Source organism: Nocardia sp. NPDC051900 (assembly GCF_044452545.1).
Lineage (GTDB): Bacteria > Actinomycetota > Actinomycetes > Mycobacteriales > Mycobacteriaceae > Nocardia > Nocardia sichangensis.
This window is the reverse complement of the sequence record NZ_JBITBU010000023.1, coordinates 84,698-97,777: the sequence shown is the minus strand read 5'-3', so window position 1 is coordinate 97,777 and position 13,080 is coordinate 84,698. Positions and strand designations below refer to the sequence as shown.

General features: G+C 65.8%; 13 protein-coding genes. 10 read left to right on the top strand and 3 right to left on the bottom strand.

All coding sequences use genetic code 11. The features are described from left to right. The first annotated feature begins 38 nt into the window (after positions 1 to 38). The 6 genes from ACIA5H_RS31685 (at position 39) to ACIA5H_RS31660 (ending at position 5,431) form a co-directional block, all read left to right on the top strand. Positions 39 to 893, top strand: a complete 855-nt coding sequence (locus tag ACIA5H_RS31685; RefSeq protein WP_397079416.1) for an alpha/beta fold hydrolase — start codon at positions 39 to 41, stop codon at positions 891 to 893. Further along, complete coding sequence (locus ACIA5H_RS31680) at positions 890 to 1,786, top strand: alpha/beta fold hydrolase (protein WP_397079414.1); 897 nt, start codon at positions 890 to 892, stop codon at positions 1,784 to 1,786. The genes ACIA5H_RS31685 and ACIA5H_RS31680 overlap by 4 nt, the downstream gene beginning before the upstream one ends. Then, positions 1,783 to 3,372, top strand: coding sequence for an FAD-dependent oxidoreductase (locus tag ACIA5H_RS31675; RefSeq protein WP_397079412.1), 1,590 nt, complete (start codon positions 1,783 to 1,785; stop codon positions 3,370 to 3,372). Before ACIA5H_RS31680 ends, ACIA5H_RS31675 begins: the two co-directional genes overlap by 4 nt. Continuing rightward, positions 3,369 to 3,737 carry a hypothetical protein gene (locus ACIA5H_RS31670; RefSeq protein ID WP_397079410.1) on the top strand — a complete coding sequence of 123 codons (369 nt, stop codon included), beginning with the start codon at positions 3,369 to 3,371 and terminating at the stop codon, positions 3,735 to 3,737. Before ACIA5H_RS31675 ends, ACIA5H_RS31670 begins: the two co-directional genes overlap by 4 nt. Before the next feature lie 299 nt (positions 3,738 to 4,036). Further along, on the top strand, positions 4,037 to 5,221 hold the full coding sequence (locus ACIA5H_RS31665) for a cytochrome P450 (RefSeq protein ID WP_397079408.1): 1,185 nt from the start codon (positions 4,037 to 4,039) through the stop codon (positions 5,219 to 5,221). Positions 5,222 to 5,233: 12 nt separating this feature from the next. Continuing rightward, positions 5,234 to 5,431 carry a ferredoxin gene (locus ACIA5H_RS31660; protein ID WP_397079406.1) on the top strand — a complete coding sequence of 66 codons (198 nt, stop codon included), beginning with the start codon at positions 5,234 to 5,236 and terminating at the stop codon, positions 5,429 to 5,431. Positions 5,432 to 5,501: 70 nt separating this feature from the next. On the opposite strand, the gene ACIA5H_RS31655 is transcribed toward ACIA5H_RS31660, so the two are convergent. Beyond that, positions 5,502 to 6,611, bottom strand: coding sequence for an MCE family protein (locus ACIA5H_RS31655; protein ID WP_397079404.1), 1,110 nt, complete (start codon positions 6,609 to 6,611; stop codon positions 5,502 to 5,504). Between the two features lie 543 nt (positions 6,612 to 7,154). On the opposite strand from ACIA5H_RS31655, the gene ACIA5H_RS31650 reads away from it, so the two are divergent. Continuing rightward, positions 7,155 to 7,652 carry a TetR/AcrR family transcriptional regulator gene (locus ACIA5H_RS31650; protein ID WP_397079402.1) on the top strand — a complete coding sequence of 166 codons (498 nt, stop codon included), beginning with the start codon at positions 7,155 to 7,157 and terminating at the stop codon, positions 7,650 to 7,652. A 94-nt stretch (positions 7,653 to 7,746) separates the two neighbouring features. Here the strand turns inward: ACIA5H_RS31650 and ACIA5H_RS31645 are convergent, their stop codons facing one another. Beyond that, positions 7,747 to 8,907, bottom strand: a complete 1,161-nt coding sequence (locus ACIA5H_RS31645; protein WP_397079400.1) for a DUF3500 domain-containing protein — start codon at positions 8,905 to 8,907, stop codon at positions 7,747 to 7,749. Next, positions 8,894 to 9,907 (bottom strand): zinc-binding dehydrogenase, encoded by a 1,014-nt coding sequence (locus tag ACIA5H_RS31640; protein WP_397079398.1) that lies wholly within the window; start codon positions 9,905 to 9,907, stop codon positions 8,894 to 8,896. Before ACIA5H_RS31640 ends, ACIA5H_RS31645 begins: the two co-directional genes overlap by 14 nt. A 110-nt stretch (positions 9,908 to 10,017) precedes the next feature. On the opposite strand from ACIA5H_RS31640, the gene ACIA5H_RS31635 reads away from it, so the two are divergent. From ACIA5H_RS31635 to ACIA5H_RS31625, 3 genes are read left to right on the top strand one after another with little or no spacing between them, the layout of a single operon-like run. Further along, positions 10,018 to 11,004: an SDR family oxidoreductase gene (locus ACIA5H_RS31635; RefSeq protein WP_397079396.1), complete on the top strand. Its 987-nt coding sequence runs from the start codon at positions 10,018 to 10,020 to the stop codon at positions 11,002 to 11,004. Positions 11,005 to 11,031: 27 nt separating this feature from the next. Continuing rightward, a complete protein-coding gene (locus ACIA5H_RS31630; protein ID WP_397079394.1) occupies positions 11,032 to 11,967 on the top strand; it encodes a dihydrodipicolinate synthase family protein in 936 nt (311 codons plus the stop codon). Positions 11,968 to 12,016: 49 nt separating this feature from the next. Next, positions 12,017 to 12,922 carry a LysR family transcriptional regulator gene (locus tag ACIA5H_RS31625; RefSeq protein WP_397079392.1) on the top strand — a complete coding sequence of 302 codons (906 nt, stop codon included), beginning with the start codon at positions 12,017 to 12,019 and terminating at the stop codon, positions 12,920 to 12,922. The last annotated feature ends 158 nt before the right edge of the window (positions 12,923 to 13,080 follow it).

The following is a 13,080-nucleotide window of genomic DNA, read 5'->3' as shown; positions in this document are numbered from 1 at the left end:
TTGACCCAGGGGGAATTATCGGCAACACTGTTACCATTATGAGTAGACGAGTAGCCGTCGATGACTACATCGACCCTGATTCGCGCTTCGCGCTCGTCGAGGGCCGCAAGCTGCACTACAAGCGGGCTGGTGCGGGGCCCTCCGTGCTGCTGCTCCATGGCAGCGGCTCATCACTGCACTGCTTCGACCACGTGGCCTCGGCGTTGTCGTCGTCCTTCGACGTGATCCGGCTGGACCTGCCCGGGTTCGGCCTCACGGGGCCGCGCGCAGACCGCGACTACACGGTGCGAACGTTCGCCAGAACTGTCGCCGCGTTCTTGGACTCACTGGGGGTGCCGAAGGCTTCGGTGGTGGGCAATTCGCTGGGTGGCAACATCGCCTGGAACTTCGCTCTGGATTACCCGGGACGGGTGGATCGTCTGGTATTGATCAATGCCACGGGCTATCCGGGTAAATCGCTTCCGGCGGCGCTGCGTCTGGCGAGGAACCCTGTCGGGCGGGTGTTGCTGCGGCGCTTGTCATCTCGCGCGGCTACCGCACGCAATCTGCGCTCCGCGGTGGGGTCGCGGTCGTCGGTGGTGGACGACGCGATGGTCGACCGGGTGCACGCCATGCTGACCCGGCCTGGTAACCAGCAGGCCTTCATCGACTTCGCCAATACCGACCAGATCGACCGCACCGCCGAGATCCCGGCCATCACCGCGCCCACGTTGGTACTGCGCAGCGCGTCGATCGACGGTCAGCATTTCGCCCGCGACATCCCCGGCTCCCACGAACAGGTGCACCCCGGCGGCGGGCACCTGCTTCCCGACGAAGACCCGGGGTGGGTGGCAGGCGCTGTCCTCGACTTCTTGACCACCGGGCCGACCTCCCGGACGAAAGGCAGGCGATGAAGTACTTCGTGGCCCGCGGCGAAACCCGCCGCTTGAACCAGAACAGCCGCGCCGGACTGCGCGGTGACTTCCTCCAATGCCGCGACGGAGTCACCCACTACGAGCTGACCGGACCCATCGGAGCTGAGACTGTCGTCTTCGTGGGCGGGCTGACCATCCCCCTGTTCTACTGGGACGACCTCGCCGCCGAACTCCTGCGGCGCGGATTTCGCACCCTCACCTACAGCGCCTACGGACGCGGTTACTCCGAGCGTGTGCGAGCCGCCTACGACGAATCACTGTTCGTGCGGCAACTGACCGATCTGACCGAACGACTAGGGCTTTACGAGCCCTACCACCTCGTCGGAACCTCGATGGGGGCACTGGTCGCCATGGCCTTCGCCGCACAGCACACCGACCGACTGGCGACACTGACCTTGGCGGGCCCGGCTGGGTTACAGCCCGAACCTGCCGCCGCACGGCTGCTGCGCCACGAGCGGTGGGGGACCGTCCTGGCCAGAATTCTGGGCAGCAGAATGCTCGACCGGCACCTCTCGCACAATGTTCGCGACCGGCAACGATCTGCGGCACTGACGGCGATGGTGCGGGAGTGCTACCAGTTCGACGGCTCGATCTATGCCCTGGCTGCCACGCTCGCCGATTTCCCGCTGTCCGCCCGCCACGACCTCTACCGGAGTACCGGACACCTACCGGTGCCGCGCATGTTGCTGTGGGGCGACGAAGACCAGGTCACACCAATCACCAGTTACGACGAGGTGTGCGCGCTGCTGGCTCCCACCGAGTCGCACATTCTCTCGCCGTGCGGGCACATGGTCCCCTACGAGGAGCCGGTCGAAATGAGCAAAAGGTTCGCCGCTTTTGTCCACGGCGTCAAGGACGGAGTACAGCGATGACGACATCGCCTGATACAGGACTCGTCGACGTCCTCGTAGTCGGCGCCGGGCCCGCCGGCACCGGCTTGGCGATCGATCTGGCCCGTCGCGGGCTGGCGATACGGATCATCGACAAGGCTGCGCACGCCTTCGACGGTTCACGCGCCAAGGGCATCCAGCCGCGCAGCCTGGAAGTGCTCGAGGACCTGGGCGTCCTCGACGACATCCTCGCCGGAGGAGCCACCTACCCACCGTTGGGCATCCATGCCGGTCCCGTGACCATCCCTTGGCACATGCAGTCGCGTAACGAGGTGACATCCGATGTGCCACATCCGAACACGTGGCTGATCCCCCAGTTCCGCACCGACGCGGCGCTGCGCGCCGGGCTGCGGCGACTCGGCGGAACGGTCGAAACCGAGTGCGAATTGCTCGGATTCGAGCAGCGTCCGGATGCGGTGGTGGCGACCGTAGCCGGACCCGGCGGCGTGCACGAGATCGCCGCCCGCTATCTCGTCGGCGCCGATGGCGGAGCCAGCGCAGTCCGCAAGAACTCGGGTATCGCGTTCGAGGGCTCGACAGACGAGTCCGATCGGATGATCATCGTCGACGCCGTGGTGGAAGGTCTTTCCCGGGACCGCTGGCATGTGTGGCCCCGGCCTGGTGGTCGATTCGTCGGTGCGTGCCCGCTACCGCATTCCGAGCAGTTCCAGTGGATGATACGGCTGGCGCCCGACGAGCAGCCATCCCTCGACGACGACGACCTGAACACGCGCATCCGCGCGCACACCGGGAACACACGTATTCGCCTGTCGCAGATCAGTTGGAAGACGGTGTTCCGCCCCAATATCCGTCTGGCCCAGCAGTTCCGGTCGGGACGGATACTCCTCATCGGCGACGCCGCTCATGTACACACCCCGGCGGGTGCGCAGGGACTCAATACCGGCCTGCAGGACGCCTACAACCTCGGCTGGAAACTCGCTCAGGTGCTCGCGGGAGCGCCCGACAGCCTCCTGGACAGCTATGAGGCCGAACGGCAGCCGATCGCGGCCGGTGTACTGGGCTTGTCGACCAAAAAATACGAGGGGCTGTCCAAACTCGACCCGTCGTCGGTCAAACGCGGCAATGACGAACGCCAACTCGGCCTGCATTACCGTGGTGGACCGTTGACAACGGCCGAGGCCGAACGGACCGCGACCCTGCAGGTCGGTGACCGTGCTCCGGACGCGAGACTGCTGAACGCGACGGGGGGAGCGCAGCGGCTGTTCGACCTTTTCTCCGGTCCGCACTTCACCGCGCTCGCTTACGGTCCCTCTGCGGCCGAGGACCTGGCAGCACTACCCTGGCCCGCGGCTGGTGCGGAACTGAGACGAGTCGCCGTCGACAGCGGGAAGCAGGCAGCGGTCGATGTGGCCCTTGTCGACATCACCGATTCCTTCGCTCGGATCTACGGCGTGAGTGAGTCCACGCTGCTGTTGATCCGCCCCGACGGCTACATCGGCGCAATCGCCACCACCGACCGGACGTCACGGACGCTGAAGGCCCTCAGCGCGATGACGCCGGAGTTGGCGGCTAACTCTGCGCTGCGTACCCCGGAGACGCAGGCATGACTCGCAACGTCATTCGCTGGAATCGCTCTCTCGCCAGGTGGGAGTGCGAGGACAGCGATACGGCGATCATTTCGGCCAGGACTGATTCTTCGAACGTCTTCGACTTCGCCGAAGAGGACGCGTGCAGGTGGGGGGCCTCGATGCTGTGGCATCTAGCGGTGGACTTCGGACTGGGCGCACCCCTGCATTTCGTCGCCTCGCGCGAGGCTGCCGTCGCATTCGCCCGCGAGTCCACCGAAGGCGGTTGGGCGCGCGCGGCTGCGGTCGACCAGCAGGTGGACGAAAGCTATCCAGCGATGCCGTGTCAGAGACTGTACCCAGTACAGAGCGCAGCGGATCGCACCCGCAGCAGCCATCGACTCTGACACTGTGCGAGATGGCATATGGAATGCCGGGCTGTGCGGGCGGCTCGACAGGTGCGCCACCCGATCCCGCGTGAAATTCGGTAGCCGTGAGGCGGCCGCTGGAGTCGGTCTGAACTGACCACTGCTCGTTGGTAGACCTGGCGGCCGCGGCTGCATAGGGCTGGTTGTCGACGTGCATCGGCACCCAGGTGACTCGCCGAATTTCCGGCGCCGAGCGCAGCGCCAGCGGGCTCCGCCGTCGCGCGGAGCCGGGCTCGGTCGCCACCGGCCGTTGACTGTCCTATTTTGGAGGAGTTTCGATGCGTAATCGCAGTGCGGCCCCGGCTTATGAGCCCGATCTCTACTCCCGGCCGGCGATACACGATCCTTATCCGCACTATGCGCGGCTGCGCGAGCTCGGGCCGGTGGTGTGGCTCGCCAAGCAGCGTGCTTACGCGTTGCCTCGTTACGCGGAATGCAAAGCCGTGCTGCTGGATGACGAGACCTTCGTCTCCGGCGCGGGCGTCGCGTTGAATCCGGTGGCCAACCGGCTCTCCCGCGGCACCACCCTCAACAGTGACGGCGAGGACCACAGCCGTCGGCGTGCCCTACTGGCGCACCGACTCACACCCAGGGCGCTGCGCGCGATGCGCGCAACGGTTGACCAGCAGGCAGTGGCGGCGGTCGAGGCCGCGGTCTCGCGCGGTGCGATCGACGGTGTCGAACTCGCGACGGCCCTCCCGATGTCGGTCGTACCGGATCTGGTCGGCTGGCCACAACATGGTCGCGAGCACCTACTGCGATGGTCCGGTGCGACCTTCGACGCGTTGGGTCCGATCAACGGCCGATCGATCCGGACCGCCCCGGCGAGCGCGGAGATGATGCGCTTCACCCGGCGGCTCGCCCGCGATCGAGACCTTCTCCCCGGTAGTGCGGGGGAGGACGTCCTGCGGGCTGCCGATGAAGGCAGGGTCCAACGCTCGGAATGCCCGGCGTTGCTGATCGACTACCTCGCTCCATCGCTGGACACCACGATCGGCGCCATCGCCAGCGCCTTATATCTCTTCGCCACCCACCCCTACCAATGGCAGATGCTGCGGGCGGACCCGGCCAAGGTTCCGAACGCCGTGAACGAGGTGGTGCGGTACGAGTCACCACTGCGCGCCTTCTCGCGCCAGGCGATTCGCGATACGACGGTGTCCGGCACCACGATCCCCGGAGGCGCGCGGGTGGTCGTCATCTATGCCTCCGCCAACCGAGACCCACGCGAGTGGAAAGACGCGGACACGTTCGACATCCGCCGCGACGCTTCCCGTCAACTCGGTTTCGGACACGGCACCCACGGGTGCGCCGGACAGGGCCTGGCTCGGCTGGAAACCCAAGCCGTGCTCCGTGCGCTGATCGACCGCGTCGAACGCATCGAGCTCGCCGGTCCGGGCGAATGGGCGGTGAACAACATCATCCATCGCTTCGAACACCTTCCCCTCCGATTGATTCCCGCCTGAAAGGCACTCGCGATGAAGATCTCCGTCGACTACCTCCGCTGCGAAGGCCATGGCCTGTGTGTCGAACAGGCCCCGGCTGTATTCGGCCTCGACGACGATGCCGAACTGATCTACCGATTCGAAGGCACCGACGTCCCCGGCGAGTACGTCACGGTTGCCCGAGCAGCCATCGACTCCTGCCCGGTAGCCGCCCTGCGAGAACAGTCATGAAACCGTTCGGCTGGAATCTCGGCGATGCCGGATCGACTGTCGTGACTTATGGAAGGCGACGATCGCGACGCTACTTAGTCAGTCCGAGCAGCGCGGCGGTCAGACCGTAGTCGGGACCGAAGTCCTGCATGTTCCCGGTACGGCAGCCGTCGGCCTTCATCTGTATACGCTCGCAGAACAAGCTGATGATTTCACCGTTGAGCGCGGTGGGAATAATGAAATGAACTCGCGCACGACGGTTCTCGCGGTCGATGAGATTGTCGAAGTTCTGCAGCACCATGGGTGCGAGGTCGGCGACTTCGGTAAGACCGGAGGCGTTGTCGCGAAGCTGGCGGGTTACGTTCGTAAGTCCGGTCAAGGTGCCCGCGAGTTGGTCCTGGTACTGCCCGAGCGCGCCGGAGGTATTGGCCAGGAAGGCGGCCAGCTGGTCGAGTGTCGCCTGCAAACCGGGGGATTGCTCGGCGAGCAGACCGGACATCTGGGTCATCCGGTCGCTGAAATCGCGGATCATTTGATCATTCTCGGCGAGTATCGTGGTGAGCTCGTTGAGCCTGAGGACGATGTTCGAGACCGCGTCCTTGTTGTCGACGCCGACTTTCAGTGCGGCCGACAGCGCTTCGAGGGTGTCCCGGATCTTTGCGCCGTTGCCGTCGAGCATGGGGTAGAGCACCCGACCCGACATCGGGCCGAGGCCCTCGGCTCCTTCCTGCGGCTTCAGTGCCGCCGCGAACTGATCGATGGTCTTGATCATGGTGTCCAACTCGACGGGGGTCTTGGTCTGCGACTTCGGCAGGTGAGCACCGTCGGAGAGAGTCTCGCCGTGGGTGTAGACCGGAGTGAGCTCGATATGGCGATCGGTGACAATGGACGGCGAGATAATCGCCGCCACTGCGTCCTTCGGAATCTTCACCTGAGGTTCGATCGACAAGCGCACCTCGATGCGCGTGCCTTTCGGGGTGACCTTCTCGACCTTGCCGACCTCGAGTCCGAGGACGGTGACCGGGTTTCCTTCGTAGATGCCGGCGATGTTGTCGAAATCAGCGGTGATGTGCGTGGTGTCCCGCCACACGCCGTCGGCCGCGTTCGGCAGTAGCGAGCAGCTGCCCACCGTAAGTGCCGTCGCGCTGATCGCGAGAGCTTTGACCGGCCCGAACTTGATCGCCGAATGGAACTTCAGCACGAACACGCCTCACTGTCTTGCCTGATACGCACCCCCTTTGGGGATGAAGATTGCTCGGTTGTAGGGGAGCGATCTTGCGGAATCCCGCCGGGTGCCTTCTCCTGTGCTCGGACACTCGGGGCGGGAACGTTCCTCGCTCGACGGTCCAACTAATTCGGCTACACCGTATCCGAATTAGCGGGCGTTGCCAAGCCGCTGACGGGTCCGTCGACGTAAATCGCACCAACGGGTGGCCCCGCCCCGGCTGTGCCCGCGGCCGCGCCGGTGGAGCGGCGATCGAATCGTGCGCGCTCGCCGAGGCGGGCGGCGACGTTGCGGTGGTCGTCCATTGACGGCCGCAACTATAACGGAGACACTGTAACCATTATGGGTGGACGCGTTGCTGTCGGTGAGCAGATCGGCCCGGACCCAGTCCTTCGGGGCCGGGCCCTCGACGGAAGTACCAGCGCGCCACTGCCGCAGCAGATCGCCGGTCGGTCGGACGCGCGGGCGCGCAGCGCTCTTCGTACACGTGCGGCACTGATCCGCTCCGGGCGGTGGGCATTGGGTAGCGACCTGGCTGGGAGGATCGGCATCGCCGGCCTGGCGCAGGAGGCCGGTGTCGCGACCGGATCCTTCTACAACCACTTCAGTAGCAAAGACGAACTTTTCGATACAGTCATCGCCGAGGTGATCGAGGAGTTGGCGGGGATCCTCGACAGCGCTGCTGCGGGTATCGATGACCCCGTCGGTATTGTCCACGCGCATTTACATGCGCTCGGCGGGGTCGGCATCGGCCACCCTGATATCGCCGCGATCGTCTTTTCGATGAGATACCGGATCCTCGAAGACCCGGACATCAGATCACGTCTGGCCGCGGGCATTCGGTCCGGGGTGTCGGCGGAGCGCTTCCACGTCCACGATCTGAGCGCCGCTCTCGATCTGCTCGGCGGAGTCGTCCTGGCGATGCTGCGAACGTCGCAGCGCGATCCGGCCGCCTTGACAGCGGCATGGATGGATACCCTCGCGCAGCAGGCGCTCAATTCGCTAGGCCACCGTTGAGGGCGCAGCGAACTGACGTCGTGCTGAAGGAATCAGGTGGAGCCCATCGACCGGTCTCCGCCGCCGTTCCTGCCCGCGCTCCCCGCTGCTCTTCTCAATGCGCGGAGCGCCGGCGATGTTCGGCCAGACTGTCCAGCCCGAAATCCGAGCGCGGATCGCGCCAGACCGAGTGGGCGTGGTTGGCCTGGCGCTGAGTGTTGTCGTATTCGATGAGCAGGTCGGGGCCTTGGATCCGGTAGTAGTGCGGTTCCCCGGCCTCGAGGCTGCCTGCCCATCCGAAGTGCACCGCGTCGAGTACGTCGTCGGCTGCATAGTGCGCGGCGTGGACTTCGGCGAGCGCGCTGGGCGCGCGACCGGTGTACAGGCTGATCAGCTGCCGTAGTAGGTGCCGGTGTTCTGGGTCGAGCTCGCGTGCGGCCAGACCTTTGGGGGGAATGGAGATCGCCATGGCCGCATGGTCGGCTGCGGTGTATCCGCTGGCGCTTTCGGCGCGTATGTCGATGTCGTCGACCAGCTTTCGCAACGCTGGGTCGGTGAACGTGCCGCGCCAGAGATCCTGCATGTGCATCATCGCGTCGCCGTGGGCGATGGTCGGCCGGTTGCCGGAGACGATGTCGGATATGGCGCTGGGGTGTAGTAATGCCGTGTGGTATCGGTCGGAGTCCAGGGACAGGGCCAGGTGCCGCGCCGTTTCCTCCGGCCCGCCCAGCGGCCGTAGCGTGCCGCCGAGCAAGGCGGTGCCGGCTGGATCGGCTCCGATGAAGCACGGTGTCGTCGAGACGACGCGCCCGCCGATGACGAGGTTGTTCAGCGAGATGTGGTGGCCGCCGAAGCGCCATGCCCAGACCGAGTCGCCCGGTCGGCCGAACAACCTCAGCCAGTACAGGCCGGGGTCTCGGCCTCGTTGCCGTCCCCAGCGGACTTGCCATCCTTCGACCTGATCGAGGACGTTCTCCAGGCCCATCACGGTGGCGACGGTCGCGTACCCGGCCTCGGACAGTCCCGAGGCGACCAGTCGCATCGCCAGGCCCTGCTGACGTGCGGTCTGGTCGCGCAGGGCGAGTCCACCGTGGTCGGTCGGGGTGTAGAACCAACGAAGCCGCTCGGCCTCCGCGTCCGGAGCCAGAGGCGAGTCGAACTGCGCTCGGGTCAGTTGATCCGGGGCGAGCGATTCCAGCCATGCTGCCGCGCAGGCGGCCATGTCGGTGGCGACCAGCTCGCGGACCGGAGCAAACGTGGCCTCATCCGGTGACATCGAGCATGACCTTGATCGCGTTGTCTCGCCGTTCGGCGTAGGTGTCGAACGCTTCGGCGATGTCTTTCAGCGGGAAATGGTGGGTCACCAGGGCGCTGGTGTGCAGTCGTCCCCGCGATGCCAGCGACAGGGCCCTCGCCACCGAGCGTGCACCTTCGCCGCGGACGGTGTGGATCGAGATTCCGTTCATGACAGCGTGATTGAGGTCGGCGGTCACCGGTTGTTCGAAGAATCCCGTCAGAACGACTCTGCCGCCGCGCTTGACCATGTGGATCGCGTCGTCGACGGCGCCCGCAGCCCCGGAGCACTCCACGACGATGTCGGGGCCCAGTCCGCCGGTGATCTCCCGAACCGCGGCGACGGCGTCCTCCTCGCGGGAGTTGATCAGATAGTCGGCGTCGAATTGCTTCCCGATCTCCAGTCGGCTGTTGCGGGTGCCGACGAGCATCACCGGGTCGGCTCCGAGTTCGCGGGCGACCTGGACGGCCATCAATCCGATCGGGCCGGGACCGATCACCGCGACCCCGGCGCCCACCAGCAGCGAGTCGAGCACGTCGAAAGCGTGCATCACGGTGCCGACGGTGGTCAGCACGACGGCCGAGTCGAAGTCGATGTCATCGGGAAGCCGGTACAGCGTGGAGACGTGGTTGACGACATATTCGGCAAAGCCGCCGTTGACCGTCATCCCCTGTACCCGATGGCCTTTGGCCTGGTTGCCGTAGTTCAAACAGTTCGTGTAGGAGCCGGACAGGCAGTTCACGCATCGCATGCAGCCCCGATGCGCCTCGGTGACGACGCGATCGCCGACGGCGAACTCGTCGACGGCGCTGCCGACCGCGGCCACGACGCCCGCGTACTCGTGGCCGGGGATGAAGGTGTCCGGCGCTGGGCCGGCTCCGTGGAAGAAGCGACGGCTGCGGACCTTGAGGTCGGTGCCGCACAGTGACGCCCGGTGAACTCGTACAAGAACGTCGTCCGGGCCCGGATGGGGCACCGGCATGGTTTTGGTCCTGATAATTCCCGGCTCACCTATCACTGCCGCGAGCATTGTTTCCGGAAAGGACATCACATTGCCTTTCATTGTCCTTTTATGGTCCACCAGGAGGCTAGGTGAGCGATTTCTTTCCTGTCCAACGGCGCGTGGGTGGCATATGGCGGAGAACTCGCGACGATCGTGCGCTGTACTGCACGTATAAGTTCTCCCTATGGGGGATGGCAAATATTCGTATTGGGCGCGCTCGTCGGCGTGCTGTTAGTGTGCGGAATATCTGGAAATGCCGGAATTATCGGCGCTCGGTCGAGGAGTGGACTTTGGATCTCGAGATTGCCGGTCGAACCGCACTGGTTCTGGGCGCGGGCGGTGGCCTCGGTGGCGCCATCGCGGAAAAATTGGCGACCGAGGGCGCCGAGGTGGCCGTCGCCGATATCCATCGCGAAGCCGCCGAATCCCGCAGCGACGCGATCGTCGCGGCCGGCGGCCGGGCCATACCGGTGGCGTGGGATATCGCCGACCTCGATGCCATTGAAGGCAACGTCGCACTGATCGAGCGAACCCTAGGACCGGTCGACATTCTGGTCAATAACACCGGCGGGCCGCCGCCCTCGCCGATCCTGGGCCGGCCATCTGCGGTATGGCTCGATCATTTCCGTTCCATGGTGCTTTCTGTGATCGCTATCAGCGACGAACTCGTCCCGGGTATGCGGGCGCGCGGATGGGGCCGTGTCATCACCAGCACCAGCTCGGGGGTCGTCGCTCCGATTCCCGGCCTCGGCCTGTCGAACAGTCTTCGTGCCGCACTGCTCGGCTGGTCGAAGACGCTGGCGCGGGAAGTCGCCGCGGACGGTGTCACATGCAACATCGTGGTGCCAGGTCGGATCGGCACCCGTCGCGTCGAGCATCTCGACCGGATCAAAGCTGAAGCCGAGGGCCGAACCGTCGAACAGGTGGTGGCCGACAGCGTCGCCACCATTCCCGTCGGCCGCTACGGCGACCCGGACGAGTACGCGGCGACGGTGGCGTTCCTGGCGAGCGTTCCGGCGTCGTACATCACCGGCGCGGTGGTGCGCGTCGACGGTGGTCTCATTCCCAGCCTCTGATACTCACTGCGACAAAGGATTTCCACCATGGCCGTGCTCACTCGTGAGGCGAGCGGCGTTTTCGCCATCGCGCCCACCCCCTTCGACGAGGAAGGAGCGGTGGACTTCGACTCGCTGCACCGGTTGGTCGATTTCTATGAATCGGTCGGCGTCACCGGGATCACTTTGCTCGGCCAGATGGGCGAGGCGCCCAAACTGGCTCATGACGAGGCGATCCGAATTGTGCGGCACGTGCTGAGCAGGACCCGACTTCCGGTCGTCGTGGGAGTCTCCGCTCCCGGCTACGCCGCGATGCGCACCCTCACCGGTGCGGTCATGTCGGCGGGCGCGGCAGGCGTCATGGTCGCACCGCCCAACACCTTGCGCACCGACGACCAGATCGTCGGCTATTACGAGGGCGTCGCGGCCGTACTCGGCGACTCGGTTCCCCTCGTCGTACAGGACTATCCCTTGTCGTTCTCGGTGGTCATGAGCGCCCCGGTCATCGCGCGTATCTCTCGCACCGTACCGAACTGCGTCATGCTCAAGCACGAAGACTGGCCCGGACTGGAGAAGATCAGCGCACTACGGCACCTCGAAGCCGAGGGCGAAATGCCACGACTGTCGATTCTGTGCGGCAACGGGGGACTCTTCCTCGATTTCGAGACCGCGCGGGGCGCCGACGGCGCCATGACCGGATACTGCTTCCCCGAGATGCTGGTCGACGTGGTCGGTCATACCGCGGCGGGCCGTCGCGAGGAAAGCCATGACATCTTCGACGCGCATCTGCCGTTGCTGCGATACGAACAGCAGCCGGGTGTGGGCCTGGCCGTGCGCAAATACGTCATGCACCGGCGCGGCCTGCTCACCTCCGACAACCAGCGCACACCCCGCAGCGTGCTCTCGAGCCGAGCGCGGTCGGAAGTCGACCATCTGCTCGCCCGGCTCGCTCGCCGAGACAGCCGAGCGAATCGGGTCGCGTGACTCGCTCGCTGTGTGCTGCGGTCGGCGGGGCCGGCGGTAACTTCATCTGATGCGCCTGCGCCAGCTGGAGTACTTTCTCGCCGTCTGGAAAAGTGGATCGTTCAGTGCCGCCGCGGCACGGCTGTATGTCTCCCAGCCGTCGCTGTCGCAGCAGATGCGTTCGCTGGAGAAAGAACTCGGCGCGCAACTGCTCGAACGGGGCCGCCACGGCCTCGCCCTCACGCCCGCGGGACGGGTCTTCCTGCCCCACGCAGAGCGTGTGTTGCGGGCTGTCGGCGAAGCCGCGGATGCCGTGCATCAAGTGGTCGAGGGGCGAAGCGGCGACGTGCATGTGCTGACCGTCCGGTCGATCGCCTCCGGCATTCTGCCACCGAGCGCCGTCCGATGGCACTCCCTGTTCCCGACGGCTGTCCTGCGGGTGCACGACTTCTCGCACCGTCGTGCGCTCGAGGAGGCGGTTCGCGGCGGACAAGGCGACATCGCGGTCGGACCGCGGCCCCAACTGTGGGAGGGACCCGTCGTGTCACTCGGTTACGAGGAGATGGTTCTGGTCGGCCCGGCGGGGCAGGACACGGGTTCCTCGGCGGAACTCGACGAACTGGCCGCAGCCGACTGGATCCTCTATGAGCCCGAGCAAGGCATGAGCGAGATCGTGGACCGGACGGCCACCGCCCTCGGATTCACTCCACGCGCGGTCGCGCGTACCGGACAGGTGGCCGCCGCACTGCTGTTCGCCATGGAGGGCCTCGGCGTAGCACTGGTGCCCAACAACGCCGTACCGGGCGGCTGGATACGGCACGCCAGAAGGATCGGGCCGGGGGTTTACCGTGAGATCGTCGCCTACAGCCGCAGCACGCCGACGCAACTGGCGCAGCGGTACCGGGATCTGCTCACGTCCCTCGAGTTGCCACTCACCTCGGCCACGGATCTTCCCGCAGGCGCTTTGCGCTGCTAGTAAGCCGGGTCATCGTCCGGGCCGGCGGAGATCCTCGCGCTTCCCTTCACCATCCACGGCCTGACCTTGGCGTTGCCGATGACCGGCATGCACTACCCGGGCGGAATACCTGGGCCGGACGTCGCGTCGTTCGCCACGACGCGGCCTCGGACGTGGGT

Bases quoted from the DNA above. Each gene is read 5' to 3' on its own strand.
- ACIA5H_RS31670 (WP_397079410.1), top strand. From the start codon at position 3,369: ATGACTCGCAACGTCATTCGCTGGAATCGCTCTCTCGCCAGGTGGGAG.
- ACIA5H_RS31630 (WP_397079394.1), top strand. From the start codon at position 11,032: ATGGCCGTGCTCACTCGTGAGGCGAGCGGCGTTTTCGCCATCGCGCCC.
- ACIA5H_RS31660 (WP_397079406.1), top strand. From the start codon at position 5,234: ATGAAGATCTCCGTCGACTACCTCCGCTGCGAAGGCCATGGCCTGTGT.
- ACIA5H_RS31675 (WP_397079412.1), top strand. From the start codon at position 1,783: ATGACGACATCGCCTGATACAGGACTCGTCGACGTCCTCGTAGTCGGC.
- ACIA5H_RS31665 (WP_397079408.1), top strand. From the start codon at position 4,037: ATGCGTAATCGCAGTGCGGCCCCGGCTTATGAGCCCGATCTCTACTCC.
- ACIA5H_RS31685 (WP_397079416.1), top strand. From the start codon at position 39: ATGAGTAGACGAGTAGCCGTCGATGACTACATCGACCCTGATTCGCGC.
- ACIA5H_RS31645 (WP_397079400.1), bottom strand. From the start codon at position 8,907: ATGTCACCGGATGAGGCCACGTTTGCTCCGGTCCGCGAGCTGGTCGCC.
- ACIA5H_RS31680 (WP_397079414.1), top strand. From the start codon at position 890: ATGAAGTACTTCGTGGCCCGCGGCGAAACCCGCCGCTTGAACCAGAAC.
- ACIA5H_RS31640 (WP_397079398.1), bottom strand. From the start codon at position 9,907: ATGCCGGTGCCCCATCCGGGCCCGGACGACGTTCTTGTACGAGTTCAC.
- ACIA5H_RS31625 (WP_397079392.1), top strand. From the start codon at position 12,017: ATGCGCCTGCGCCAGCTGGAGTACTTTCTCGCCGTCTGGAAAAGTGGA.